The following is a 25,961-nucleotide window of genomic DNA, read 5'->3' as shown; positions in this document are numbered from 1 at the left end:
CACCCGGGGCATCCGGCCCTCCCCGCTCAGGCCCGCCGTGCCTCCGCCACCGTCACCGGGCGGTGCTCCCGCAGCGACAGGGCGCACGCCTCGGCGATCCAGCCCGCCTCCAGCGCGTCCTCGACCGTGCAGGGGGAGGGACGGACGCCCGCGACCACCTCGGTGAACGCGGTGAGCTCGGCACGGTAGGCGGCGGCGAAGCGGTCCAGGAAGAAGCCGTGCGCGGGACCGGCCGGGAAGACCGCGCCCGGCTCGACCGAACGCAGCGGCAGACCGTCCTCCAGACCGACGGCGATGGAGTCCGCGGAACCGTGGATCTCCATGCGCACGTCGTAACCCCGCGCGTTGTGACGGCCGTTGGAGACCACCGCGATCGTGCCGTCGTCCAGGGTGAGGAGCGCGCCGACGGTGTCCACGTCGCCCGCCTCCCGGATGAAGCCGGCCCCCCGGTTGCCGCCGACGGCGTACACCTCGACCACCTCGCGGCCCGTCACCCAGCGCACGGCGTCGAAGTCGTGCACCGAGCAGTCCCGGAAGATGCCCCCGGAGGCGGCGACGTACGCGGCCGGCGGCGGCGCCGGGTCCAGCGTGACCGACCGCACGGTGTGCAGCGTGCCCAGCTCACCGCCGCGCACCGCCGCCCGCGCCGCGGCGAACCCGGCGTCGAAACGGCGGTGGTAGCCGATCTGCACCGGCACCCCCCGGCCGGCGACCGCCTCGCGCACCTTCACGCCCTCCGCCATGGTGCGCGCGACGGGCTTCTCGCAGAAGACGGGCACACCGGCCTCGACGGCGGCCAGGATCAGCTCCGGATGGGCGTCGGTCGCGGCGGCGATCACCACCCCGTCCACCCCGGCGGCCAGCGCCGCCCCGGGCGAGGGGGCCACCTCGGCGCCGAACCGCGCGGCGGCGGCCTCCGCCGCGTCCGCGAACGGGTCGGCGACGACGAGCGAGTCGACGGTCTCCAGCGCGGACAGGGTCTCGGTGTGGAAGGCGCCGATGCGGCCGAGGCCGAGAAGGGCGATGCGCATGTGCTCCACTGCTCCTCGTACGGGTTGCCGTCGCGGATACGGGATATACGGGATATGTGCGGTGCGGGCACGGCGGCCGGCCCTGCCGGGACCGGGCACGGTCGTCACGTCCCGGCGCGCACCTCGGCCCAGGTCCCGGTCCCGGCCGACCGGACCATCGCGTCCAGCACGGCCGCGCTGTACACGGCGTCCGGGAGGGTGGCGCCGTGGGGGACGCCCTCGGCGACCGAGCGCAGGAAGCGGTACGCCTCCACCACCTTCAGGTCGTCGTAGCCCATGGCGTTCGCCGCCCCCGGCTGGAAGGCCGCGAACTCGCCGTGCCCCGGGCCGACGTGGACCGTGGCGACGGGCTGGTCCTGGTAGGCCGGACCGCGACCGACGCCCAGCTCGTTCATGCGGCGGAAGTCCCAGAACACCGCGCCCCGCGTGCCGTGCACCTCGAAGCCGTAGGCGTTCTGCTCGCCGACCGAGACCCGGCACGCCTCCAGGACGCCGCGGGCACCGGAGGCGAACCGCAGCAGGCAGCCCACGTAGTCCTCGTTCTCCACCGGGCCGGGCCCGCCGCCCGGGGCGCGCGCGTGTCCGGCCGTCGCGGTGGCGGGCCGGGGCCGCTCGGGTACGAAGACCGCCGTGTCGGCCGTCAGGGACGTGATGTCACCGAGCAGGAACCGGGCGAGGTCGGCACCGTGCGAGGCCAGGTCGCCGAGCACCCCGCTGCCGCCGCGCTCACGCTCGTAACGCCAGGTCAGCGCCGCCTCGGGGTGAGCCGCGTAGTCGCTGAAGAGACGGATGCGGGCGTGCGTGACGGTGCCGATCTCCCCGGCGGCGATCAGCTCGCGGGCGGCCTCCACGGCGGGCGCGTTGCGGTAGTTGAAGCCGACGGCACCCTGCACGCCGGCCTTCGCCACGGCGTCGGCCACCGCGCGGGCGTCCTCCAGGGTCAGCCCGACCGGCTTCTCGATCCAGATGTGCTTGCCCGCCCCGGCCATCGCCACACCGATCTCCCGGTGCAGGAAGTTCGGGGCGGTGATGCTGACCGCGTGGACCCGGGGATCCGCGGCCACCTCGCGCCAGTCGCGGGTCGTCGAGGCGAAACCGAACTGCGCGGCGGCCTCCTCGGCCCGCCCCGGCACCTCCTCGGCGACCGCCACCGGCTCGGGGCGGAGGGGGAGTTGCGGATAGTGGTGGCGGACCCGGGCGTACGCCCGCGCGTGCACCCGGCCCATCCAGCCGAAACCGACGACGGCGACACCCAGCGCGTCCACCATGAGAGCCCCTCTTCGGGCCGGTCCCTGTCCTGTCCCGCCCACCCTGTGCGGAGCTCCCACATCATGTCAACCTTTTGACAGGACAAAGCCTGGCGCGAGGTCAGGCGTCGCGTCGGCGCAGCACCGCGGAACCGGCGGCGTAGCAGGCGAGCGACCACACCACGAGGACCAGCAGCGCGGTGCCGCCACCGTAGGGATCGTGGCCCTGGGTGAGCAGCACGGTGCCGGCGACGCTCGGCATGTGGTCGGAGACGGTCTCCAGCCACCGCGCGCCGACGGCACCCATCAGCGGGGGCAGGGCGAGCAGCACCATGATGAGTGTCGTGATGGTTCCCGCGGCGCTGCGCAGCACGCTGCCGATCCCCACCGACATCACCGCGAGCGCGGCCAGGTACACGCCGGCGCCGAGCGCGGTGCCGAGCAGTTCGCCACCGGTGTAGTCGCCGTGGCCGTTCATCAGGGGCGCTGCGACCAGGGTGCCCAGCACACTGAACGCACAGCCCGCGACCGCCACGACGGCCGTGACCACGAGGGTCTTGGACCGGAGCATCCGGCCCCGCGCCGGAACGGCCTGCAGGGTGGTGCGGACGGAACCGCTGGAGTACTCGCCCGTGAGCGCCAGGGTCGCGAGGACCACGACGGTGAGCTGGGAGATGAGGAACGCCTGCGACGCGTGGTGCGGAGCCGGCGCGGTCACGTCGATGCCCTTCCTCGCGCTGGCGTCGGCCGACGCGCCGACCATCGCGGCGAAGCCCACGGTGAGCAGCAGGCCGACGGCGAGATTCCACCAGGTGGCGCGCACGCTCCACAGCTTCGTCCACTCGAACGCGAGGGCCCCTTTGAACCCGCCGCCCTTGCCGGGGCCGGTGAACCGGGGACGGGGGGTCGTTGTCGTCGTCATGCCGGATCACGCCTTCGGGGTACTGGGAGTCGTGAGGGTCTGGGAGAGGGCGGGCGCGCCGTACTCCACGCTGTCCGCGGTGAGTTCCATGTAGGCCTGCTCCAGGCTGGCCCGCCGCATACCGAGTTCGTGGATCGGGACCCGGTGGGCGAACGCCAGGTCGCCGATCTCCCGCAGGGTGGCGCCGACGACGATGAGTTCGTCGGGCTCCAGGTCCGCTCCCCGGTCCACCCGCAGGCCGTGCCGGCGCAGTTCCCGCTCCAGCGTTTCGGTCTCGGACGTCCGGACGCGGGCGGCGGTCAGTGAGCTGCCGGCGATCACCTCGTCCATGGGGGCGTCCGCCAGTATCCGGCCCCGGCCGATGACCAACAGGTGGTCGGCGGTCTCCTGCATCTCGCTCATCAGGTGGCTGGAGACCAGCACCGTCCGCCCCTCGGCCGCCAGCGAACGCATCAGCTCCCGCACCCACCGCACACCGTCCGGATCGAGGCCGTTGACCGGCTCGTCGAAGAGCAGCACCTCCGGATCGCCGAGCAGCGCCGCGGCGATGCCCAGCCGCTGGCCCATTCCGAGGGAATACGAACCGACCCGCTTCCCGGCGACCTCCGTGAGCCCGACGGTCTCCAGGACCTCACCGACCCGGGACGCGGGGATGCCGTTGCTGCGGGCCAGTCCGAGCAGATGGCGGTGCGCCGAGCGGCCGGGGTGACAGGCCCGCGCGTCGAGGAGCGCGCCGACCCTGCGCAGCGGGTGGCGCAGTTCCCCGTACCGTCTCCCTCCCACCAGCACCCGCCCCGAGGTCGGTGTGTCGAGGCCGACGATCATCCTCATGGTGGTCGACTTGCCCGCGCCGTTCGGTCCGAGGAAGCCCGTGACCTTCCCCGGGGCGATGGTGAACGAGAGGTCCGAGACGGCTGCCTTGTCGCCGTACCGTTTGGTCAGCCGATCCGACGTGATCATTTTCTCGTCGCTCCTTCCGATGGCATGCCCGGCACGCTAGGGAGCGAGGGGCGGCGGGGACATCTGGCGAAAGGCAGCGAACACGTTGACTTTCGGCAGGTCCCGGGGCGGGAGGCGTTCTTGTAGCGTTCCGGCATGCACAGATGGCAGGGCATACGCCGGCTGACCGGACATCTCCTGCGGAACGTGGCCGCAGACCGGCCCTTCACCCGGCCCGGCGACCACGGGCTGCTCCTCGTGCTGCTGGCCCCTTCCGCCCTCGACACGCAGGTGCCGACCACCGTCCCGGCCGTGTGGCTGACCGCGTGTCTGGTCGTCGCGATCGCGGTGGCGGTACGGCGTGCGGCTCCGCTGGCGTCCCTGTCGCTTGCGGCGCTGCTCGCCCTCTTCCTGCCATGGTTCGGCGCCAGTGCGTGGCTCGCGGTGGCGGCCGCGGTGCTGAGCTGGGGCGCCGGCCGGCGGCTGCCCCGCATCTGGCCCGCGCAGGTGGTGTTCGCCGGTGCCGCGGCGGCCGGTATCGCCCTGGTGGGCGCGCTCGCCGGGACCGAGGACGCGCTGAGCCTGCTGATGCTCCAGTTCGCCTCCTGTGTGCTGCCGTGGTGGGCCGGCAACTGGCGCCGGCAGCGTGCCGCGCTGGCCCACGCGGGCTGGGAGCACGCCGAGCGACTGGAGTGGCGGCAGCGCTACGTCGCCGAGCAGGTGCGCTCCAGGGAACGGTCCCGTATCGCCCAGGACATCCATGATTCTCTGGGCCATGAGCTGAGTGTGATGGCCCTGCTCGCCGGCGGACTGGAACTGTCCGAGGAGCTGTCCGGCGAACACCGCGCCGCCGCCCGCCGCTTACGGGAACGCTGCACCCTCGCCACCGAGCGGCTGCACGAGGTCGTCGGGCTGCTGCGCGAGGACACCGGGCCCTCCCTGGTGCCCGCCCACGAGTCGATCGCCCAGCTCGTGCGCCGCTTCGAGGGGGCGACCGCGCCGGTGGACTTCCGCGAGGAGGGCGCGGCACCCGCGCCGGGTGTGCCCAGACTGGCCGACCTCGCGGCCTACCGGGTGGTGCAGGAGGCCCTGACCAACTCGGCCAAGCACGCGCCGGGCGCACCGGTCGCCGTACGGGTGGTCCGTACACGGGACGAGACCGTGGTGTCGGTCGTCAACGAAAGGACGCCCGACGGCGAAAGCCCGGCCGCCGCCGGCAGTGGTGCCGGTCTGATCGGCCTGGACGAGCGCGTCCGCCTGGCGGGTGGGACCCTGCGGGCCGGTCCGCGCAAAGGCGGCTTCGAGGTGCACGCACGACTCCCGCACAGCCCGGTGGCGGTACCGCCCAGGACGCCGGATCCGCCGGGGTACGACGCGGTGGGCCCGGCCGGTCCCGCCCCGGCACGCCGGCAGTCGGGGCCGGCCGGTGGCGTCGGTACGGACGAGGACGCGGAAACCCCACCGGGCGAGGACGCGTGGGCCGGTGACCGGCCGGACAGGAGCACGTCGCGGACGGTGTTGTCGCTCACCAGGGCCCGGCTGCGCGGCGACGCCAGGCGGGCCGCGCTCGTACCGGCGCTGCTCGGCACGGCGATCGTGGCCCTCCTCGCCGGCCTCTACATCGGCACCTCGGCGACCACGTCGGTCACACCCGCGGACTACGGGCGCATCCGGGTCGGCGAGACGCGCGCGGAACTCGAGGCGGTGCTCCCGTCGCGGCGGATCGGGAAGCCGCCGCCCGCCCTGACGGAACCGGTCGCTCCGCCGGGCGCCGCGTGCGAGTACTACCGGGCGAGCGAGGGCCTGCTCGACTTCACCGGCACGATGTACCGGCTGTGCTTCACGGATGATGTCCTGGTGGCCAAGGACAGACTCTGAACACGGGGTCCGGACGCGCGCTCCGGACGAGGGCTCCGGAAACGGATGCCGGACAGCCACGACCGAGAGCATCACGAAAGGACCGGATGATCCGCGTACTGGTCGCCGACGACGAGACCATCGTGCGGGCAGGCGTCCGCGCCATCCTGACCACCGAGCCGGGCATCGAGGTGGTCGCCGAGGCCGCCGACGGACGCGAGGCCGTCGAGCTGGCCCGCAGACACCGCCCCGACGTGGCGCTGCTCGACATCCGGATGCCGGAGCTGGACGGCCTGGAGGCCGCGGGGGAACTCCGCACCACCAACCCGGACACCGCGGTGATCGTCCTCACCACCTTCGGCGAGGACCGGTACATCGAGCGGGCTCTGGACCAGCAGGTGGCCGGTTTCCTGCTCAAGGCGTCCGACCCCCGGGACCTGATCTCCGGGGTGCGTGCGGTGGCCGCAGGGGGAGCGTGCCTGTCCCCGCTGGTGGCACGCCGGCTGATGACCGAACTGCGCAGGGCGCCCTCGCCCCGCTCGGCGGCCTCGGGGGAGCGCGTCGCCGTGCTGTCCGCCCGGGAGCGCGAGGTTCTGGGCATGCTGGGCGCCGGTCTGTCGAACGCCGAGATCGCCCGGCGCATGCACCTGGTCGAAGGCACCGTCAAGGCGTACGTCAGTGCCGTTCTCCAGCAGTTGGGTGTGCGCAATCGGGTGCAGGCGGCGATCATCGCCTACGAGGCGGGGCTGGTCGAGGGAGCTGACCGGAGCTGACATACGCCGTCGGCCGTGCCGAGGGAAGCGGCCGGCGGAGCGGTCCCACCCGGCGATGAGGTAAGGTTGACCTGCGCGTTCACACGGAAGGGCCGCACGGCACCCGTACGGCGCGCACCGGGACGTGGCGCAGCTTGGTAGCGCACTTGACTGGGGGTCAAGGGGTCGCAGGTTCAAATCCTGTCGTCCCGACTCGTGAGAGTCGCAGTTCGGGGCCTGACGCGGAGACATACGCGTCAGGCCCCGACTCATTTCCGTGAACCGGTGGTGCCGGTGGTGCCGGTGGTGCCGGTGGGGTCACCGGGGCCGGTCGCGGAGGTGTCCGGGGCCGGGGTCGGGGCCCGGTTCCCGTCCGCCGGCCGGTTGTCGCCGTCGGCCTCCAGTTCGCCCACCGCGCGCTCCCACAGCTCCGGGAGCAGCTCGCCGTGCGGCAGGGCGCGGTCGGTCACGAAGGAGACGCCGGCCCGGTCACCGAAGAAGGACAGGCCCACGCCGAGGAGATGCCCCGGCACGAGCAGGGGGAGCAGCGCGACGTCCGTCACCTGCGTGTCACCCAGGGTCCCCTTGTCGGCGAGCGGCATGGACGTCGCCATGACGTCGGTGACCTGGGGGGAGAGCATCCTGCGCAGGTACCACTCGGTCGGCCGGTCCGGCATCCAGCGGACCAGGTCCTGAACGGCCTGCCGCCAGGGCCCGCTCCGCAGTTTCCGGGTCGACGCCGTGACCCGCTCGAGCCGCCACCGGGCCGCGTCGTCCCCGCCGGAGAGGACACCGCGTGCCGGGGCGCCGCGCACCGGCAGTTCCAGCGGCAGGGCGAACACCCGGTTGCCCCACGCCTGTTCCTCCTCCGGGCGGCGCGCGTCGAAGGGCAGCAGCGCCGTCACCCGCGGAAGCCGCACCCCGGACCGCTCGGACCAGGACGCCAACGCCCCGGCGAGCGCGGCCAGATGAGCGTCATGAGCCGAACCTCCGGCCGCCGCGCCGATCCGGCGCAGCGTGTCCGTCGGCACACGGCCCCGCCACAGCCGCCGTTCCCCCGAGGGCAGGAAGGGGACCGACGGACGCCTGCGGCGGACGGTGAGGGCGCCGGCCGTGAACGCCGCGCCCAGACCGACGGCCGTGCCCACCCGCCGGGGCAGATCCGCGGGGCGGCTCTTCTCCGGCACCGGACGGGCGGAGAACTCCCGTCCGTCCAGCATGGCCCGGAAGGCGGTAGCGGCGGCCGCACCGTCCTGACAGGCGTGACGGAAACGGTGGCACACCGCGTACTCCTCGGCCGCGTGGCCGTGGATCAGCCACACACCCCAGTAGGCACCGGGCGCGAAGGGCGAGTTGAGCGCGGTGTGCAGGGCGGCGTCCCATCCCTCGGGGCCCTCGGCGACCACTTCGTGGACATGCCGGTCGACGGCGAAGTCCGCGTCCGGCCGCCACCGGGGGCGCCGCGTACCGCCCTCCAGACGGCTCGTCAGCAGCGGCAGCCGGACCAGACGGAAGGCCACGTACGCACGCAGGTCCGCGAGGCTCGGGGGCGGACCGCTCAGATACGCGATGCCGCCGGCGTCCCAGCGGACGTCGGGACGGCGGCGTTCCATGGCGAGGAACGCGCGGTCGACCGCGTGCGTGTCGTAGACGGGGGAGGGAGAGGGGGAAGGAGCGGCGGACCGGGGGGAGGGGACGGACGCTGGCAACGGGGCTCCCTTTCACGACGACGGAGGACCGGGACGGGTGCGGGACCGGGGCGGGCGGTGGACCGGGGTGGGGCGAACGGGTGGTCCGGCTGTCCCGGTCGGCAGGCCGGGACAACTGGCCCTGCGGGCACCGGTCGGGCACAGCCGCCGGCACCGGCGGGTCGCGGCCGTGGTGAACGCGCAGCCCCCGGCAGGGATCAGCACGGTTTATATCCGTCCGCGGCGAGTGGCCGGGCCCGCCCACGTGTCCGGCGCCCGCGCCACATGCGGAGCGGCGCGCTGTGCCGGTGGACACGGGACGTGCCACCACCGTTCCGCCGCCCTTCAGGAGTTCACCCGAAAGCGGGACACGCGCACCGGGCGGCCCGTCCCCGCCGACCGTCCTCGCCGCGCTCGCACGGCCCGTTCTCCCCGGCCCGGTACGCGTTCTGCGACGTCCACGGCGTCATGACGTGCGTAATCCGTTCGGGTGGGCCGGTGGGAACGGGTCTCCGGCGCCGTCCGCCGTCTGACACTGTGTGCCTTGCGCCGGGCCCGGCGGGCCGGGAACGGACCGAGGGGAAGCCCCGGCGAGGCCGGGAACCGGGGGACCGGCGGGCACCCGCCGCACCGGCCCGGACCGGCGGGCCGCGCGCGACACGACTGCTCGGGGCGTGCCTCGCAGGACCGGCCGCCTCCCGCCACCCGCCCTCCCGCTCCCGCCGCCGCCCGCGCATCCGCACCGCGCACCGTCACCGCACCCACCGGTCCCGTCCCTTCCGGAACCCTTGGAGACAAGGTCATGCACGTCGCCCTCACCGGTGCCACCGGCTTCCTCGGTCTGCGCCTGTTACGTGGCCTGCTCGACCGGCACCGGACGGTGACCGTCCTGGCCCACGCCGGGTCGGGCGACGCGCTGCACCGGATCACCCGTTGCTTCCGGCTGACCGGCACGCCCGAGCCGTTCGTCGCCGCGCTGCCCGACCGGCTGCGCGTGGTAGAGACCGACCTGGAGCAGCCCGGGCTGGGACTGTCCGCGCGGGCCTTCCGCGACCTGGCCGACGGTCTCGGCGAGCTGTGGCACAGCGCGGGCAGCATCAACCTGGAGGGCGACCTCTCCGAGTTGCGCCGGACCAACGTCGACGGGACCCGGCACGTCCTCGAACTGGCCGCCGCGGCACGCGGACGCCCCGTGGTCCACCACGTGAGCACCGCGTTCGTCGCGGGACGCCGGCGCGAGGGAGTGGCGTACGAGGACGAGCTGGACGACGCGCACGGCTTCGAGAACGCCTACGAACGCTCCAAGTACGAGGCGGAGAAGCTGATCCACGCCTGGTCGCGGCGGCACCGCCGCCCGGTCGTGGTGCTGCGGCCGAGCATCCTGGTCACCGACCTGCCCCCGCATCCGGACCTTCCCCGGCACCCCCTCCAGGTGGTCGAACGGATCCTGCGCGACGCACGGGACGCCACGGCCCCCGGCAGCGACAGCAGGGGACCCGGCCCCGACGGCACGCCCGCGGCCGGGACTGGCGGCCGGCCCCGGGTCCGCCTGGTGGGCCATCCGCACGGCCGGCTGAACCTGGTCCAGGTGGACCACGCGGCCGAGGTCATGCTGCGGCTGGCCGGCCGGACGCCCTCCGCAGGCGTCGACACCTACCACGTCGTCCACGACCGCGACGTGCCCGTGTCCCTGATCACGGCCCTGCTGGAGCGGCTGGTCCCGTTCTCCTTCGACCTGGTCCCCGAGAAGCCGCACTCCCCGACGGACCTGGAGGAAATGGTGGACTTCTATCCGGGGCTGACCGCCTATCTCACCCACCGCCGACGCTTCGACGACACCAGGGTCCGGTCCCTGCTCGGGCCGGCGGCGGTCTCCGCGCGGGTGGACCTGGACTACCTGTCGTCCGGCCTGATGCCCGACCGGACGCCGGCCGGAGGGCCCGACGAATTGCCGGCCGGGGCGCCGGCCGGACGCACCCGCGCCCGTTCACCGGTCGCCCCCGCGGCCGCCCTCCCGTCCGTCCGGAACGCCTGACCCGCGCCCCCTCCTCTCTGGAGCCCCCGTGTCCGTCCTCTCCCCGCCCCACGACCCCGCCGCGTCCCGGCCGGTCTTCTCGCCCGAGGAGATCGCCGTCCGCGCCCGGCGCATCCGGGAACCCGTCCACATCGTCAGCGGACCCAGCGGCCGCGAACGGGGCCTCGCCACCGGCCCCGTCCCCGACGGCCCGGTGCTCGGCACCCTGCCCCCGCTCTACCCCGAATGGCTCGGCGGCCGCACCTTCTGCGAGGCGCACGGCGTCCGGTTCCCCTACGTCGCGGGCGAGATGGCCAACGGCATCGCCACCACCCGGATGGTGTCGGCGATGGCCCACGCGGAGATGCTCGGTTTCTTCGGCGCCGGCGGACTCGCCCACGACGAGGTGGAACGAGCCGTCCACACCCTCGCCGACGAACTGCGCACCCGCCCCAACTGGGGCGTGAACCTCATCCACTCCCCGGCCGAACCCGCCCTGGAGCTCCGCGTCGCCGAACTGCTGCTGCGCCACGGTGTGCCCCGGATCTCGGCGTCGGCGTACATGGAACTGACCCCGGCCGTCGTGCTGTGCGCGGCCCGGGGACTGCGCCGCGAGCCCGACGGCGGCATCGCACGGCGCACCCGGATCCTCGCCAAAGTCTCCCGGCCCGAGGTGGCCGAGCGGTTCCTCTCACCCGCCCCGGCCGACATCCTGGACCACCTCGTCCGCCAGGGACGGCTCACGGCGGAGGAGGCCCGGCTGGCGGCCGAGGTGCCGGTGGCTGAGGACATCACGGTGGAGGCCGACAGCGGCGGCCACACCGACAACCGGCCGCTGCCCGCCCTGCTGCCCCGCATCGCCCTGCTCCGCGACGCGCTGTGCCGCCGCCTCGGCTACCGCGCCCCGGTCAGGATCGGCGCCGCAGGCGGCCTCGGCACCCCCGACGCGGTGGCCGCCGCCTTCGCCCTCGGCGCCTCCTACGTCGTCGTCGGCTCGGTGAACCAGACGGCCGTCGAGGCGGGCCTGTCCGACGACGCGAAGGCCATGCTCTGCGAGGCGGACGTCGCCGACGTGGCGATGGCACCGGCCGCGGACATGTTCGAACTGGGCGTCACCCTGCAGGTCCTGTCCCGGGGCACGATGTTCGCCCAGCGCGCCGGACGCCTGTACTCCGCCTACCGGACGTACGGCTCGCTGGAGGAGATCCCCGACGCGACCCGCACCGCCCTCGAACGGGACGTGCTGCGCGCCTCCTTCGACGAGGTGTGGCAGCGCACCCGCGCCTTCTGGGAACGGCGCGACCCCGCCGAGATCGACCGGGCCCGGGCCGACCCCAGACACCGTATGGCGCTGGTCTTCCGCTGGTACCTGGGCAGCTCCAGCCGGTGGGCCGTCACCGGCGAGAGTGCCCGGCGCACCGACTACCAGATCTGGTGCGGGCCGGCCATGGGCGCGTTCAACCGGTGGGTCGCCGGCACCTTCCTCGCCGAACCGGCCAACCGGACCGTCGTGGGGATCGCCCACCACCTGCTGGAGGGCGCCGCGGTACTCACCCGTGCCCACCAACTGCGCGCCCACGGTGTCCCGTTGCCGCCCGAAGCGCTCACCTTCACCCCCGGGGAGACAGCATGAACGGCGACGCGGACACCGCCGGGACACCGGCCGGGACCGGCCCCTTCCCGGGCGGGACCGCGACAGCCGCACCCGCACAGGTCCCCGTCGCCGTGGTCGGTGCCGGGGCCCTGGTGCCCGGCGCCACGGACACCGCCGGCTACTGGCGGATCCTGACCGGCGGCCGGGACCTGATGACGGAAGTGCCCCCCTCCCGCTGGCTGCCGGAGGACCACTACGACCCCGACCCGGCCGCCCCCGACAAGACGTACGCCCGCCGCGGCGCCTTCCTGCCGGAGGTCGACTTCGACCCGATGGCCTACGGCGTGCCGCCCACCAGCCTCCCGGCCACGGACACCGCCCAGCTGCTCGCCCTGATGGTCGCCGACCAGGTGCTCACCGACGCGGGCGGCCTCGGCGGCGTCGACCGGGACCGGGTCGGCGTCGTGCTCGGCGCCGCCGCCCTGGAACTGCTCCCGCACATGTACGGACGCGCCCACCGCCCGGCGTGGCTGAGGGCGCTGCGCGAGAGCGGGCTGCCCGAGGCCGAGGCACAGGGCGTGTGCGACCGCATCGCCGCGCACTTCAGCCCCTGGCAGGAAGCGACCTTCCCCGGCCTGCTCGGCAACGTCGTCGCCGGCCGGATCGCCAACCGCTTCGACCTGCACGGCGTCAACCACACCACGGACGCCGCCTGCGCCAGCTCCCTCGCGGCCCTGTCCACCGCGGTCGGCGAACTGGCCCTGGGCCGGGCGGACCTGGTGATCAGCGGAGGCGTGGACACCGGCAACGACATCGGCATGTTCCTGTGCTTCTCCAAGACACCCGCGCTGTCCCGCACCGGCGACTGCCGCCCCTTCTCGGACGCCGCCGACGGCACCATGCTCGGCGAGGCCGTCGTCATGTACGCACTGAAACGGCTGTCCGACGCGGAACGGGACGGAGACCGGATCCACGCCGTGATCCGGGGCATCGGCGCCTCCTCCGACGGCCGCAGCACCGCGGTCTACGCACCGCTGCCCGAGGGCCAGGCACGCGCCCTGCGACGGGCCTACGCGCAGGCGGGCTACGGACCGGAGACCGTGGAGCTGGTCGAGGCGCACGGAACCGGCACGAAGGCCGGGGACCACGCCGAACTCACCGCCCTGCGCCAGGTGTTCGGGGAGACCGGACGCCCGGACGGCCAGTGGTGCGCGATCGGCTCGGTCAAGTCGCAGATCGGCCACACCAAGTGCGCGGCCGGCGCGGCGGGGCTCCTCAAGGCGGTCATGGCCCTGCACCACAAGGTGCTCCCGCCGACCATCAAGGTGGACCGGCCGGCCCCCGCGGCCGCCGACCCCGACGGCCCCTTCTACGTCAACACCGAGCCCCGGCCGTGGGTGCGGCCCGCCGGCCATCCGCGCCGGGCCTCGGTCTCCAGCTTCGGCTTCGGCGGCAGCAACTTCCACGTCACCCTGGAGGAGTACGAGCCCCGGGACACCGGCGGCCGGCTGCCGCCGCGTCACCGCGGCGTGCCGGACGAACTCTTCCTGTTCAGCGGCTCGTCACCGTCCGACCTCGTACCGCCGCTGCCCCACGCCGGCCGGCCGACGGCCGAGCCGGCCAGGGAGAGCCGGCACGCCTTCTCGCCCACCGACCCGCTGCGGCTGGCCGTCGTCGCCACCGGCACCGAGGACCTGCGGGAGAAGTGCGAGCAGGCCCTCGCACGGATCCGGCGCCACCCCGGCACATCGTTCTCCGCACCGGCCGGCGTCCACTACGCGAGCGGTGACCCCGAGCCCGGCCGCCTCGCGTTCCTCTTCCCCGGCCAGGGCTCCCAGTACGTCGGGATGGGGTCCGGCCTGGCGATGCTGTCGCCGGCCGCCCAGGCCGTGTGGGACCGGCTGGGCAACACCGCCTTCGACGGCCGGCCCCTGCACCGGACGGTCTTCCCGCCGCCCGCCTTCACCGACGGGGAACGCGCCGCACAGGCCGCCGCACTGGCCGCCACCGAACGGGCGCAGCCCGCGCTCGCGGTGCACGCCCTCGCCCTGCTGGAGGTCCTCGCCACCCTCGGACTGCGCCCCGACTGCGCGGCCGGCCACAGCTTCGGCGAACTGGTGGCACTGCACTGCGCGGGCGTCCTCGACGCCGAGGCACTGGTCGGCCTCGCCCGCAGACGCGGCGAACTGATGCGCGACGCGGCCGGCACCCCCGGCGCGATGCTGGCCGTGCACGCCGGCCACGACCGCGTACGGGAGATCCTCGCCCGCGACACCTCCGGCGGCATCTGGCCCGCCAACCACAACTCCCCGCGCCAGACGGTCCTCTCCGGCACGGTGGAGGCCGTGCTGCGCGCCGAGGAGGCGTTCGCGGCCGAGGGCGTCGGCACCCACCGGCTGACCACGTCGGCCGCCTTCCACAGCCCGCTGGTCGCCGGGGCCGCCGAACCCCTCGCCGCCCACCTGCGCACGGTCCCGCTCTCCGCCCCCCGGATCGACGTGTACGGCAACGCGGACGCGGCCCCCTACCCGTCGTCGCCCGACGAGGTACGCCGCCGCATCGCCGGCCACCTCGCCGCACCGGTCCTCTTCCAGGACCAGATCGAGGCGATGTACGCGGCCGGTGTGCGCACCTTCGTCGAGGTCGGCGCGGGCGCCGCGCTGACCGGCCTGGTCGGGCAGATCCTCGGCGACCGCGCGCACACGGCCGTCCCCCTGGACCGGCAGGGCCGTTCCGGCGTCACCACCCTGCTCACCGCCCTCGGCGCGCTCGCCGTCCGCGGCGTCCTCCTCGGCCTCGAACCCCTCTGGGCCCCGTACGCCCCGCCCGCACCCGCGTCCGGGGCGAAGCCGGACCGGCCCCGGATGACCGTCAGGATCAGCGGCGCCAACCTGCCCCACCCGACCGCCCCGCCGTCCGCCTCCGGACCGGCGTCGCCCGCGCCCGCACCAGAACCCGCACCCGCACCCGCACCCATGCCCGAAACCCCGGTGGTCCCCATGCCCGCGTACGACCCCGCCCCCGCCCCGGCCCCCTGGACGCCGGAGCCCGCCCGCGAGTCGCAGTCCGCCCACGTCGCCGTCCGGTCGCAGGACCCCGCGCCCGCTCTCGCCCCGGCCGCCGACTGGTACGCCGCGGTGGAGAGCGTGCAGCGGGAGACGGCCCAGGCCCACGCGGCCTGCCAGCGGATGCTGACCGACAGCCACCTCGCCTTCCTGCGCATGACCGAGACCACCCTGGCCGCGATGCTCGGCGCACCGGACACGGCCGCGACGCCGCAGGCCCCGGTGGGCCCCGCGCCCCTGCCGGCCCCCCGCACCGCACCACCGCAGCGCGACCCGGCACCCCCGGCCGGCCTCCTCCCCACCGAACCCGGACCCGCGCCCGCTCCCGAAGCCGTCCCCGTCCCCGTCCCCGCTCCCGGGCGCGCCGAGCCCGCCGTGGCCGCCGCACCCGCGCCGGCCGTCCCCGAGGAGCACGCCCCGGCCGTCACCGTCCCGGCGCAGTCCCCGGCACCGGAGACCGGCACCACGCCCATGTCGGCGCCCGAACTGGAGGAACTGCTGATCTCCGTGGTGGCCCGGCTCACCGGCTACCCGACCGACATGCTCCACGCGGACATGGAACTGGAGGCCGACCTGGGAGTCGACTCGATCAAGCGCGTCGAGATCCTGTCGGCCGTACGCCGCGAAGTGGGCGACATGCCGACGGGGGACGTCGCACGGCTCGGCGGGCTGCGCACGCTCCGCGAGATCGTCGACGCGCTCACCGGATCCGACGGCGGGACACCGGACATCACGGAACCGGCCCCCGCGGCCCCGGCCGTCCCGACGGACCCCGCCCCGCAGACTCCCGCCCCGGCCGCCGACATCGTCCCGGCCGCCGACGCCGGACCGGAGGCCGCGCTGACGAGGCTGGTGCAGCGCGCGGTGGCGTCCGCGCCGTCCGGGCTCGCGACGCCGGGGCTCCTGGACGGCCCGCTCGTGGTGACGGGCGGATCCCCCGACGGCACCGCGCTCGCCGGCCTCGTCGCGCGCAAGCTGGCCGAGCGCGGCGTGGACGCCACCGCGGTGACGGACGTGCCCGACGACGCGTGCCGGGTCGTCCACCTCGGCGCCCTGACGGCGAGCGGCACGCCCGAGGAGGCGCGGGAGGTCCATCTCTCGGCGTTCCGCGCGGCGCGCACCGTGGCGGCGCGGGCGGCCCGCGGCGAGGGCGCCCTGTTCGTGACCGTGCAGGACACCGGGGGCGACTTCGGACTCGGCGGCCACGCGCCCGGCCGCGCGTGGCTGGGCGGCGTCGCCGCCCTGGCCAGGACCGCCGCGAAGGAGTGGCCGGACGCCTCGGTCCGGGCCCTGGACTGCGAGCGGGGCGGCCGCGGGGACGAGGAGGTCGCCGAGGCGGTCGTACGGGAGCTGTTCGAGGGCGGACCCACTCCGGAGGCCGGACTGCGTGCCGACGGCACCCGCACCGTCCCGCGCGTGCTGCCCGCGCCGGTGACGCCCGCCGACGCACCGAGGATCACCTCCGAGTCGGTGATCGTGGCCACCGGCGGCGCCCGCGGCGTGACCGCCGCCGCACTGCTGGACCTGGCCCGGACGCACCGCCCGCGGATCGTGCTGCTCGGCAGGACCGCGACCGGACCCGAACCCGAGGGGCTCGCCTCGGCCACCGACGAACCGGCCCTCACCCGGCTGCTCGCCGAACACCCCGCGGGCGAGCCGGACCCGTCACCCGCCCGGCTCACGGCCCGGGCCCGGGAGATCCTGGCCGCACGCGAGGTGCGGGCGACGGTGACGGCGCTGGAGGCGGCCGGCTCCCCGGTCCGCTACGTCCGGGTGGACACCCGCGACGGCGAGGCGGTCGCCGCCGCCCTGCGCGAGGTGCGCGAGACCTGGGGACCGGTCACCGGCATCGTGCACGGAGCGGGCGTACTGGCCGACAAACGGATCGCCGACAAGACCGAGGAACAGGTCGGCCGGGTGATGTCCACCAAGGTGGAGGGGGTGCGCGCGCTGCTGGACGCGACGGCCGGCGACCCGCTGGACGTGATCTGCCTCTTCTCCTCCGTGGCCGCCGTCTTCGGCAACGCGGGGCAGAGCGACTACGCCATGGCCAACGAGATCCTCGGCCAGGTCGCCTCCGCCGAGCAGGCCCGCCGCCCCGGCTGCCTGGTGCGCTGCCTCGCCTGGGGGCCGTGGCGGGGCGGCATGGTGACGCCCGCCCTGGCCGAGCACTTCGGCCGCACCGGCGTCCCCCTCATCCCCCTGGCGCGGGGCGCGTCCGCCTTCACCGCCGAACTGGACGGCACGGCCGGTGAGGTCCGCGTCGTCCTGGCGGCCGGGGAGGAACCGGCCGCCCTGTCCCCGGCGGGCGGCCCGCGACCGGCACAGGTGCCCGTCCGGGCGGACCGCCTGCCCCAGCTCGCCGACCACGCGCCCGCCGGAGTGCCCGTGCTGCCGGTGGCCATGGTCCTGAACTGGTTCGCCGGCGCGGCCAGGGCCTGGCTGCCGGACGCCGGCCCCCTCGTCCTGCACGACCTGCGGGTGTACCGGAAGTACGCCCTGCCCGGCCTGGCCGGCGCCGGTCACCTGCTCACCGTGCACGGCGGCCGGGACACGGCCGGCACACCGTCGGGCCTGGAGGCGGAACTGCGGGGCGAGGACGGCACGGTCCACTTCCGTGCCGTCCTGGACACCTGGACCGAAGAGGACGCCCGGCCCGGAGAGGGCCCCCGGACCGGGGCAGCACAGGAGACCGCCTGGGCCACCCCGGAGCGCCTCGAACCCCTGGACGGCCCGGACGGCGCCGATCCGTACGACGGCGAACTCCTCTTCCACGGCCCCCTCTTCCACTGCCTGCGCACGCTCCACGGAGTCTCCGAGCACGGCGCCGAGGCCACGGTGGCCGGCGTGCGCGCCCTGGAGTGGCCGGGCGGCCCCTGGCCCCTCGACCCGGCCGCCGTCGACGGCGCCCTCCAGCTCGCCCTCCTCTGGGCGCGGCGGGCGCTCGGCGCGGCGACGCTGCCGATGGCCGTCGCGGAGTGCCGGGTCCACCGGCCCGGCCCGGTGGACGGCACCGTGCGGTGCGTGGTGCGCGGCCGCAGGACCCACGGCACCGGGGCACGCTGCGACGCGGCGCTGATCGACGCCGACGGAGCCGTACGCCTGGAGCTGCTCGGCGTGGAACTCGTGAACCGGCCCTCCTGAACCGGCCCTTCCGAGCCGCCCCCGCCCGTCAGCGCGCCGCCGGCCCGCCGCCGGCCCCGTCCGCCGTGGAGTGAGACCCGTATGTCATTCGAACCGATCGCCGTCGTCGGCCGGGGCTGTGTGCTGCCCGACGCGCTGGACCCCGACACGTACTGGGAGAACATCGCCGCGGGCCGCTGCAGCCTGGCACCGGCCCCCGAGGACCGGTGGCGGCTGCCGCGCGCGAAGGCCATGGGCCGCGTCGGCGACCACGACCGCACCTGGACCGACGTCGGCGGGTACGTGCGGGACTTCGCGTCCGTCTTCGACCCGGGCGGCTTCCGGATCGACCCGGACCGGCTCATGACCCTGGACCCGCTCTTCCACTGGGTCCTGTACGGAGTCCGGCAGGCCCTCGTGGAGGCCGGCCGCGAGGGCCCGCTGCCGCGCGCGGGGCTGGTGCTGGGCAACCTGCTCTATCCCACCGCCACCGGAGCCGCCTTCGCCGAGCACGTCTGGCTGTCCGCCCAGCGCCCCGGCGTCCGGGACGCCCTGCTGACGGGGGAGCGCCGGGAGCGGCCCGACGCCCGCAACCGTTTCTCGGCGGGTCTGCCCGCCCACCTCGCGGCCCGGGCCCTCGGGCTGGGCGCCGGCGCCTGGGCCCTGGACGCCGCCTGCGCGTCGTCGCTGTACGCGATCAAGCTGGCGTGCGACCGGCTGCACGACGGCACGGCGGACCTCATGGTGGCCGGCGCGGTCAGCCGCCCCGACCCCCTCTATCTGCACGTGGGGTTCTGCGGGCTGTCCGCGACGAGCCGCACCGGCCGCAGCCGGCCCTTCCACCGGGACGCCGACGGACTGCTGCACGGCGAGGGCGCGGGCTTCGTCGCCCTGACCCGGCTGTCCGACGCCCGCACCGCCGGGCTGCCCGTCCTCGGCGTGATCCGCGGGATCGGACTCTCCAACGACGGCCGCGGCGCCGGGCTGATCAGCCCCTCGGAGGAGGGCCAGGTCCGGGCCATGCGCCTGGCGTACGGCATGGCGGGCGTCGCGCCCGAGAGCGTGTCGCTCGTCGAGTGCCACGCGACGGGGACACCGGTCGGGGACGCGGTGGAGGCACGCAGCATGGCCCGGGTCTTCGCGGACGGCGACGACGTGCCCGTCGGCTCGGCCAAGTCGAATCTCGGACACCTGCTGGCCTCCGCGGGCATGGCCGGGCTGCTGAAGGTCCTCGGCGCGCTGCGGGCGGGCGTCCGTCCGGCGACGCTCGGAGCGGAACAGCCGCTGCGGGCCCTGGAGGGCACGCCGCTGCGGGTGCTGACCGCCCCGGAACCGTGGCCGGGACCGCGCCGCGCGGCGGTCAGCGCCTTCGGGTTCGGCGGCACCAACGCCCACCTGGTCGTGGACCTCCCCGACGACGACCCGGCCCCCGCCCGCCCTGGACCGTTCCGCCCGGCCGCCACCGCACCCCGCCCGGCACCGGCCGGGGACGCGACGAGGACCCCGCCGGGCGGTGACGAGCAGGCCGGCCGTACGCCGGTGGCGATCGTCGCCCTCGGCGCCAGGGTGGGGGACGGGACCTGCGCCGAGGACTTCCGCCGCGCCCTGCTGGACGGCGAACGGCGCGGCCCCGTCACGGAGATCGCCGTGGAACTGCGCGACCTGTGCTTCCCGCCCGTGTCCCTGCCGCGGACGACGCCCCAGCAGCTCCTGGTGCTGGAGGCGGCCCGGGAGGCCGCCCGGTCGGTGTCCCTGCCCCGGGAGCGGACCATGGTGGTCGTCGGCACCGGGGTGGACCCCGAGGTGGCCCGGTCGGGGGCGCGCTGGCGGGTGCCCCACTGGATGGAGCAGGGCGGGCTGCCCGTCACACCGACCACCGCGGACCGCGCCCGGGACGCGTTCACGCCGGCCATGACCGCCGAGGGGGTCGTGGGCAGCATGCCGAACCTCGCGGCGAACCGCATCAGCACCCAACTCGACCTGGCCGGACCGGGGTTCACGGTCTGCGCGGAGGAGGCGTCCGGACTGGTGGCGCTGGAGACCGCCGCCCGGGCCATCCGGGCGGGCGAGGCCGACGCCGCCCTCGTCGGTGCCACCGACACCTCCTGCGAACCGGTCCACACCGACGCCCAGCGGGAACTCGGACGCGGCGACGAGCCGGGGGACGCCGCCGTCGTCCTCGTGCTCAAGTCCCTGGAGACGGCACGCCGGGACGGCGACACCGTCATCGCCCTGCTCGACGAGGACGCCACCGGCGAACCCGACCTGGTCGTCGGGGACGTACCCGAAGCGGTGTTCGACCCGGCGTCGGCCTTCGGGCGCGCGCACGCCGCCTACGGACTGGTCTGCGTCGCGGCCGCGGCGCTCTCGCTGCGGCACCGCGCCGTACCGCGGCCGGGCCTCCCCGCCGGCATCACGCCCGCCGCGCACACCGCGAGGGCGGCGGTGACCGTACTGGAGGGCCCCACCGCCGCGGTCCGGCTGCGCGCCGGGGACCCCCGGCCGCTGCTGCGGGGACCGGCGCCGCGCCTGCACGTCTACTCCGGGACCGACCGCGGGCAGGTGCTGGCCGCGGTGGAGGCGGGCGAGGAGTCCGACGCGGGACCGGCCCGGCTGGTCCTCGTCGCCGACGACGAGGCATTCCCAGGCCGCCGGGAGGCCGCCCGCCGCTGGCTGGCCGAGGGCGGCGCCCGCCCGGCCGACGTGCGCTACCGGGACCGGCCGGTCACGGGACAGACCGCGTTCGTGTACACCAACGGCTCGGCCGCCTACCCGGACATGGGTCGCGAACTGCTGCTCGCACTGCCGTCGCTCGGCGACACCGTGCGCGCCGGCCACGGCACGGCCGTCACACGCCGGCGTTCCCGGACGGAGTCCGGCGTGTTCGAGCAGATCTGGGGCGCCGCCGAACTCGCGCTGCTCCACACCCTGCTCACCCGCGACGTGCTCGGACTGCGGCCGGACGCCGCCCTCGGCTACTCCTCCGGCGAATCGGCCGCCCTGGTCGCGCTGGGCGCCTGGCCGGACACCGCCGGGGTGTACCGGGCCACCCGGGACAGCGGCCTGTTCACGACCGAACTCACCGGCGAACTCCGGGCGGTCCGCCGCCACTGGGAACGCCTGGGCGTTCAGGGGCACCGCTGGTCGAGTCACCTGGTCGGCGCGCCCCTGGAGAAGGTCCGCGCCGAGCTCGCCGCCGAGAAGGCGGTCCACCTGATGGCGGTGAACGCGCCCGGGATCTGCGTCATCGGCGGCGAGTCCCGCGCGTGCGCGGCCGTCGTGGCCAGGATCGGCGCCGACCTCGCGATCGAGCTCGACTACGACATCGCGGCCCACGTGCCGGAGACGGCGGAGGTACGGGAGCTGTGGCACGCGGCCCACCGTCACCCCACCGCCGACGTGCCCGGGGTGCGGTTCTACAGCGCCGCGACCGGGCGGTCGTACCGGCCGACCACCGAGCGGGCCGCGGCGGCGCTCACCGAACAGGGGCTGAACACGATCGACTTCGCGGCCACGGTCGAGCAGGCGTGGGCCGACGGGGTCCGCGTCTTCGTGGAGCACGGACCGCGCAAGCTGTGCACCGGCTGGATCAGGCGGGTGCTCGGCGACCGGGACCATGTCGCCGTCGCCCTGGACGCCCCGGACGACACCGGACTGCGGCAACTGTGCCTGGCCGTCGCGGAACTGGTGGCGGCGGGAGCGCCGGTACGCGCCGACGACCTGTTCGGCCGGCTCGCCGAGGCCGCCACCGAGGACCCGCGCCCCGGACCCGCCGTCACCGTGCCCCGGCCCCCGGCACCGCTTCTGCCGCCGCCGGAACCGGTCCGTCTGACGCTGCCCCGGGCCCCCGAACTGACCCCGGTGCCCCGCCCCACCCCGCCCGACGCGACCGAGACCCGTGCCCGGAACACCCGTCCGGACACCGGGACGACGGCCCCGGGCACGGGGACGACGTCCGCGGACACCGGGAGAGTGGCCCCGGGCACCGGGAGAGCGGCCGCGGACGCGGGGCGAGGAGTGCCGGGCACCGGACGGCCGGCCTCGCCCGTCGCACGGCCGTCCGGGGACGGGAGCCGGTCGCACGCGCCGGACGCCCGTGCCGCGGTCGTGCGGCAGAGCCTGCGCGTCGCCGCGCTGCACCAGGAGGTCCTCGCGCAGCAGGCCGAGACCCACCAGCGCTTCCTGCGGACCTCCGCCCTGGCGCTCACCGCGCTGGGCCGCCCTCCCGCACCCGGCCCCGTGCCCGCACCCGGCCCCGTGCCCGCACCCGCCACCACCCCCGCACCCGCCACCACCCCCGCAACCGTGCCCGTGCCCGTGCCCGCACCCCCTCAGGGACCACCCCCCGCCCACCTCGTACGCCCCGGCCCCAAGTTCGACCGGGCGCAACTGGAGCACCTCGCCTCCGGGAACATCTCCGCGCTGTTCGGCCCCCGGTTCGCCGAGCAGGACGGGTACGCGGTCCAGACCCGGATGCCCATGCCGCCCATGCTGTTCGCGGACCGGGTCACTGGCATCGACGCCGTGCCGGCGGCGCTCGCGGATCCCCGCCCGGCGCGCACCGACGGCACGGTCTGGACGGAGACCGACATCCGCCCCGACAGCTGGTACCTGGACGCGGCCGGGCGCATGCCGGCCGGGCTGATGGTCGAGGCGGGCCAGGCGGACCTGCTCCTGCTCAGCTGGCTGGGCATCGACCTGCTCAACCGGGGCGAGCGGGCGTACCGGCTGCTCGGCTGCACCCTGACCTACCACGGCAGTCCGCCGGGACCGGGCGACACCCTGAGCTACGAGATCCACATCGACGGCCACGCCGAGCACGACGGTGTCCGGCTGGCCTTCTTCCACTACGACTGCTACGTGGACGGCGAACTCCGGCTCAGCGCCCGCGAGGGCCAGGCCGGCTTCTTCACCCCCGCCGAACTGGCGGCCGGCGGCGGCGTGCGATGGGACCCCGCCGAGCGGCCGCCCGGCGACGACCTGCCGTACGACCCGCCCGCCGTGCGCTGCGAGCGGACCCGCTTCGACGCGGAACAGGTACGGGCGCTGGCCCAGGGACGGCCGGCGGACTGCTTCGGACCCGGCTGGGAGGCGACCGCCGCGCACGTCAGGACGCCACGCATCGACGACGGACGCCTGCGGCTGCTGCACGAGGTGACCGCGTTCGACCCGGCCGGAGGCCCCTGGGGCCGCGGATACCTGCGCGCCGAGACCCCCGTGTCGCCCGACGACTGGTACTTCACCGGCCACTTCAAGAACGACCCCTGCATGCCGGGCACCCTGATGCTCCAGGGCGGACTCCAGGCGATGGCGCTCTGCCTGGTGGGCATGGGCCACACCCTGGACCGGGACGGCTGGCGCTTCGAACCCGTCGCCGGCCGCCCCTGCCGGGCGATGTGCCGGGGCCAGGCCACCCCGGCCAGCGGCACCGTCACCTACGAGGTGTTCGTGCGCGGCGTCTCGGCCGGCCCCGAACCGACGCTCTACGCCGACGTGCTGGGCTCGGTGGACGGCAAACGGGCGTTCCTCGGCCGGGACGTGGCGCTGCGGCTGGTGCCCGACTGGCCGCTGACGCACTGGCGGCACTCCGGCCCGCCCGCCGTGCAGGAGAACGGCGCCCCGTTGCCGCTGCCCGCGCTCGGCGGGCTGGCCGGACACCGGGAACGGACACCGGTGGCGACGGCGGACGACGGACTCCCCTTCGGCTACGCCTCGTTGCTGGCGTGCGCCTGGGGCAGGCCGAGCGAGGCGTTCGGCGCCATGTACGAACCCTTCGACGGCACCCGCAGGGTCGCACGGCTGCCCGGACCGCCGTACCACTTCATGAGCAGGGTCGTCTCCGTGGACGGACCGCAGGGCGGCATGCGCGAGGGCAGCACCGTGGTCGCGGAGTACGACGTGCCCGAGCGGGCCTGGTACTTCGAGCAGAGCGGCGGCCGGACCATGCCGTTCGCGGTGCTGATGGAGATCGCGCTGCAGCCCTGCGGCTGGCTCGCCTCGTACGTGGGCAGCGCGCTGACCACCGGCACGGACCTGCTGTTCCGCAACCTCGACGGTACGGGGACGGTCACCGGCGAGGTCACCCCGGCGACGCGCACCGTCCGCACGCACGCCGAACTGACCCGTGTCACCGGCGGCGGAGACATGATCATCGAGTCGTTCCGGGTGCGGTGCACCGCGGACGGGAAGCCGCTGTTCGCCCTCTCCACCGTCTTCGGCTACTTCCCGCCGTCCGCCTTCGACCACCAGCCGGGCCTGGCGGTGACGGCCGGGGACCGGGCCCGTCTCGACGAACCGGGCGGCCGCACCGTCGACCTGACCGGACGGCCCGCCCGGTACTGCGCCGGACGGCCGCGGCTGCCCGGCCCCATGCTGCTGATGCTCGACCGCGTCACCGGGCACTGGCCGGACGGGGGTAGCGCCGGGCTGGGGCGGCTGCGGGCGGAGAAGGACGTCGACCCGGGCGAGTGGTTCTTCCGGGCCCACTTCTTCCAGGACCCGGTGCAGCCCGGATCACTGGGCGTCGAGGCCATGTGCCAGCTGCTCCAGTACCACCTCCTCGAACGCGGCGCGGCGGACGCCGTCCCGCACCCCCGGTTCGAACCGGTGCTGCCCGGCCGGGAGATCACCTGGACCTACCGGGGCCAGATCACCCCGCGCAACAGGCTGATCCGGGTGGACCTGGACATCACGGCGAGCGGCACGGACGAGGAGGGGCGGCCCTACGCGACGGCCGACGCGTCGCTGTGGGGCGACGGCACCTGCATCTACCGGGTGCGCGGACTGGGCATGCGCGTGGTGTCCGACGCCGCGGCCGGGCGTCAGGCGGACACGGCGTCGGCCAGTGCCGCCAGTGCCCCGGCGAGGCGGGTGAGTCCCGGCCCGGCGGGGCCTCCCGGCTCGGTCATGTAGGTGTCCCGGCGGATCTCCACCATGAGCGCGCCGACCTCGGCCCGCCTCCCGTAGAACTCCAGCGGCACGTACGTCCCGCTGAACGGGCTGTCGAGCCCCGTCCCCCCGCACCCGGCGAACGCCTCCCGGGCCGCGGCGAGCAGCCCGGGGGAGGTGTGGAAGCCGTCGGTGCCCAGGCAGACCGGCGGGCGGGGGCCCTCGCCGTGCAGCTCGTAGGGCAGCGGCTCGGTGGGGTAGGAGTGCACGTCGATGATCACGGCCCGCCCGGTGGCGGCGAGCCGGCCGGCGACCGCCTCCGTCATCGCCCGCGCGTACGGCCGGAAGTACCGTTCGAGCAGCGGCTCCGGGTCGGTGCCGTCGGACCGCAGCACCTCGCGGTGCGTGGTCCGCGTGTAGACGGCGCCCATGCCGACGGCCGTCATCTCCTCCCGTTCGTCCGGGAACCGCTCCGGGTCCACCACCAGCCGCGACGCCCGGTTCACGAACCGCCAGGGCGTGACGCCGGCCAGCCGGGCGGCGGCCTCGGCGAGCTCGGCCGTGTGCGAGTCGGTGATGTGGTCGAGCTCCCGTTCCAGCGCCGCGTCGTCGAGGACGATGCCGGGCCGCACGTCGGCCGGTATCTCCCGCGAGGAGTGCGGCACGTGCAGGACGACGGGGGAGCGGTCGGCGCCGGGCAGCAGCTCGAAGGCGTGCGGGGCGTCGGTCATGGGGGCTGCTCCGGAGGTGGTGGGGGCGAGGGGGTGCGCCGGGCGGCGGCGCAGAGACGGGCACCCCGCCTCCGAGGACGGAGACGGGGTGCCCGGGAGCCCTGGAGGGC

12 protein-coding genes and 1 tRNA gene are annotated in these 25,961 nt (G+C 75.4%); 7 read left to right on the top strand and 6 right to left on the bottom strand.

What is annotated here, in order from left to right:
• Positions 1–26: 26 nt before the first annotated feature.
• The 4 genes from ACFYOJ_RS21530 to ACFYOJ_RS21515 form a co-directional block, all read right to left on the bottom strand.
• Positions 27–1,031, bottom strand: a complete 1,005-nt coding sequence (locus ACFYOJ_RS21530; protein ID WP_356554691.1) for a Gfo/Idh/MocA family oxidoreductase — start codon at positions 1,029–1,031, stop codon at positions 27–29.
• 104 nt (positions 1,032–1,135) lie between these two features.
• Entirely contained in the window at positions 1,136–2,299 is a 1,164-nt protein-coding gene (locus tag ACFYOJ_RS21525) for a Gfo/Idh/MocA family oxidoreductase (RefSeq protein ID WP_356554692.1), read from the bottom strand.
• A gap of 100 nt (positions 2,300–2,399) precedes the next feature.
• Positions 2,400–3,200, bottom strand: coding sequence for an ABC transporter permease subunit (locus ACFYOJ_RS21520; protein WP_356554694.1), 801 nt, complete (start codon positions 3,198–3,200; stop codon positions 2,400–2,402).
• Between the two features lie 6 nt (positions 3,201–3,206).
• The gene (locus ACFYOJ_RS21515; RefSeq protein WP_356554695.1) at positions 3,207–4,160 is read right to left on the bottom strand and encodes an ABC transporter ATP-binding protein; all 954 of its coding nucleotides are present in this window, start codon (positions 4,158–4,160) and stop codon (positions 3,207–3,209) included.
• 135 nt (positions 4,161–4,295) lie between these two features.
• Here ACFYOJ_RS21515 and ACFYOJ_RS21510 point away from each other — a divergent pair, with 135 nt between their 5' ends.
• The 3 genes from ACFYOJ_RS21510 (at position 4,296) to ACFYOJ_RS21500 (ending at position 6,961) form a co-directional block, all read left to right on the top strand.
• Positions 4,296–6,017 (top strand): histidine kinase, encoded by a 1,722-nt coding sequence (locus tag ACFYOJ_RS21510; RefSeq protein WP_356554697.1) that lies wholly within the window; start codon positions 4,296–4,298, stop codon positions 6,015–6,017.
• Positions 6,018–6,103: 86 nt separating this feature from the next.
• Positions 6,104–6,769, top strand: coding sequence for a response regulator transcription factor (locus ACFYOJ_RS21505; RefSeq protein ID WP_356554699.1), 666 nt, complete (start codon positions 6,104–6,106; stop codon positions 6,767–6,769).
• Between the two features lie 118 nt (positions 6,770–6,887).
• Positions 6,888–6,961, top strand: a tRNA-Pro gene (locus ACFYOJ_RS21500).
• Between the two features lie 56 nt (positions 6,962–7,017).
• Here ACFYOJ_RS21500 and ACFYOJ_RS21495 read toward each other — a convergent pair.
• Positions 7,018–8,457, bottom strand: coding sequence for a wax ester/triacylglycerol synthase domain-containing protein (locus ACFYOJ_RS21495; protein WP_356554700.1), 1,440 nt, complete (start codon positions 8,455–8,457; stop codon positions 7,018–7,020).
• A gap of 781 nt (positions 8,458–9,238) precedes the next feature.
• Here ACFYOJ_RS21495 and ACFYOJ_RS21490 point away from each other — a divergent pair.
• From ACFYOJ_RS21490 to ACFYOJ_RS21475, 4 genes are all read left to right on the top strand, one after another.
• Positions 9,239–10,471: an SDR family oxidoreductase gene (locus ACFYOJ_RS21490; RefSeq protein ID WP_356554701.1), complete on the top strand. Its 1,233-nt coding sequence runs from the start codon at positions 9,239–9,241 to the stop codon at positions 10,469–10,471.
• A gap of 28 nt (positions 10,472–10,499) precedes the next feature.
• Positions 10,500–12,083: a PfaD family polyunsaturated fatty acid/polyketide biosynthesis protein gene (locus ACFYOJ_RS21485; RefSeq protein ID WP_356554703.1), complete on the top strand. Its 1,584-nt coding sequence runs from the start codon at positions 10,500–10,502 to the stop codon at positions 12,081–12,083.
• Positions 12,080–18,253 (top strand): SDR family NAD(P)-dependent oxidoreductase, encoded by a 6,174-nt coding sequence (locus ACFYOJ_RS21480; protein WP_356554705.1) that lies wholly within the window; start codon positions 12,080–12,082, stop codon positions 18,251–18,253. The genes ACFYOJ_RS21485 and ACFYOJ_RS21480 overlap by 4 nt, the downstream gene beginning before the upstream one ends.
• A gap of 81 nt (positions 18,254–18,334) precedes the next feature.
• Positions 18,335–25,144, top strand: coding sequence for a beta-ketoacyl synthase N-terminal-like domain-containing protein (locus ACFYOJ_RS21475; RefSeq protein ID WP_356554707.1), 6,810 nt, complete (start codon positions 18,335–18,337; stop codon positions 25,142–25,144).
• Here the strand turns inward: ACFYOJ_RS21475 and ACFYOJ_RS21470 are convergent.
• On the bottom strand, positions 25,054–25,851 hold the full coding sequence (locus ACFYOJ_RS21470) for an N-formylglutamate amidohydrolase (protein ID WP_356554709.1): 798 nt from the start codon (positions 25,849–25,851) through the stop codon (positions 25,054–25,056). The genes ACFYOJ_RS21475 and ACFYOJ_RS21470 overlap by 91 nt on opposite strands.
• Positions 25,852–25,961: the final 110 nt, after the last annotated feature.

It is taken from the genome of Streptomyces sp. NPDC006384 (assembly GCF_042870695.1).
Taxonomy (GTDB): domain Bacteria; phylum Actinomycetota; class Actinomycetes; order Streptomycetales; family Streptomycetaceae; genus Streptomyces.
This window is presented reverse-complemented; position numbering and strand designations above follow the sequence as displayed.

Coding starts and splice junctions, on each gene's coding strand:
- ACFYOJ_RS21520 (WP_356554694.1), bottom strand. CDS start 3,200: ATGACGACGACAACGACCCCCCGTCCCCGGTTCACCGGCCCCGGCAAG.
- ACFYOJ_RS21515 (WP_356554695.1), bottom strand. CDS start 4,160: ATGATCACGTCGGATCGGCTGACCAAACGGTACGGCGACAAGGCAGCC.
- ACFYOJ_RS21470 (WP_356554709.1), bottom strand. CDS start 25,851: ATGACCGACGCCCCGCACGCCTTCGAGCTGCTGCCCGGCGCCGACCGC.
- ACFYOJ_RS21480 (WP_356554705.1), top strand. CDS start 12,080: ATGAACGGCGACGCGGACACCGCCGGGACACCGGCCGGGACCGGCCCC.
- ACFYOJ_RS21475 (WP_356554707.1), top strand. CDS start 18,335: ATGTCATTCGAACCGATCGCCGTCGTCGGCCGGGGCTGTGTGCTGCCC.
- ACFYOJ_RS21505 (WP_356554699.1), top strand. CDS start 6,104: ATGATCCGCGTACTGGTCGCCGACGACGAGACCATCGTGCGGGCAGGC.
- ACFYOJ_RS21510 (WP_356554697.1), top strand. CDS start 4,296: ATGCACAGATGGCAGGGCATACGCCGGCTGACCGGACATCTCCTGCGG.
- ACFYOJ_RS21530 (WP_356554691.1), bottom strand. CDS start 1,031: ATGCGCATCGCCCTTCTCGGCCTCGGCCGCATCGGCGCCTTCCACACC.
- ACFYOJ_RS21490 (WP_356554701.1), top strand. CDS start 9,239: ATGCACGTCGCCCTCACCGGTGCCACCGGCTTCCTCGGTCTGCGCCTG.
- ACFYOJ_RS21525 (WP_356554692.1), bottom strand. CDS start 2,299: ATGGTGGACGCGCTGGGTGTCGCCGTCGTCGGTTTCGGCTGGATGGGC.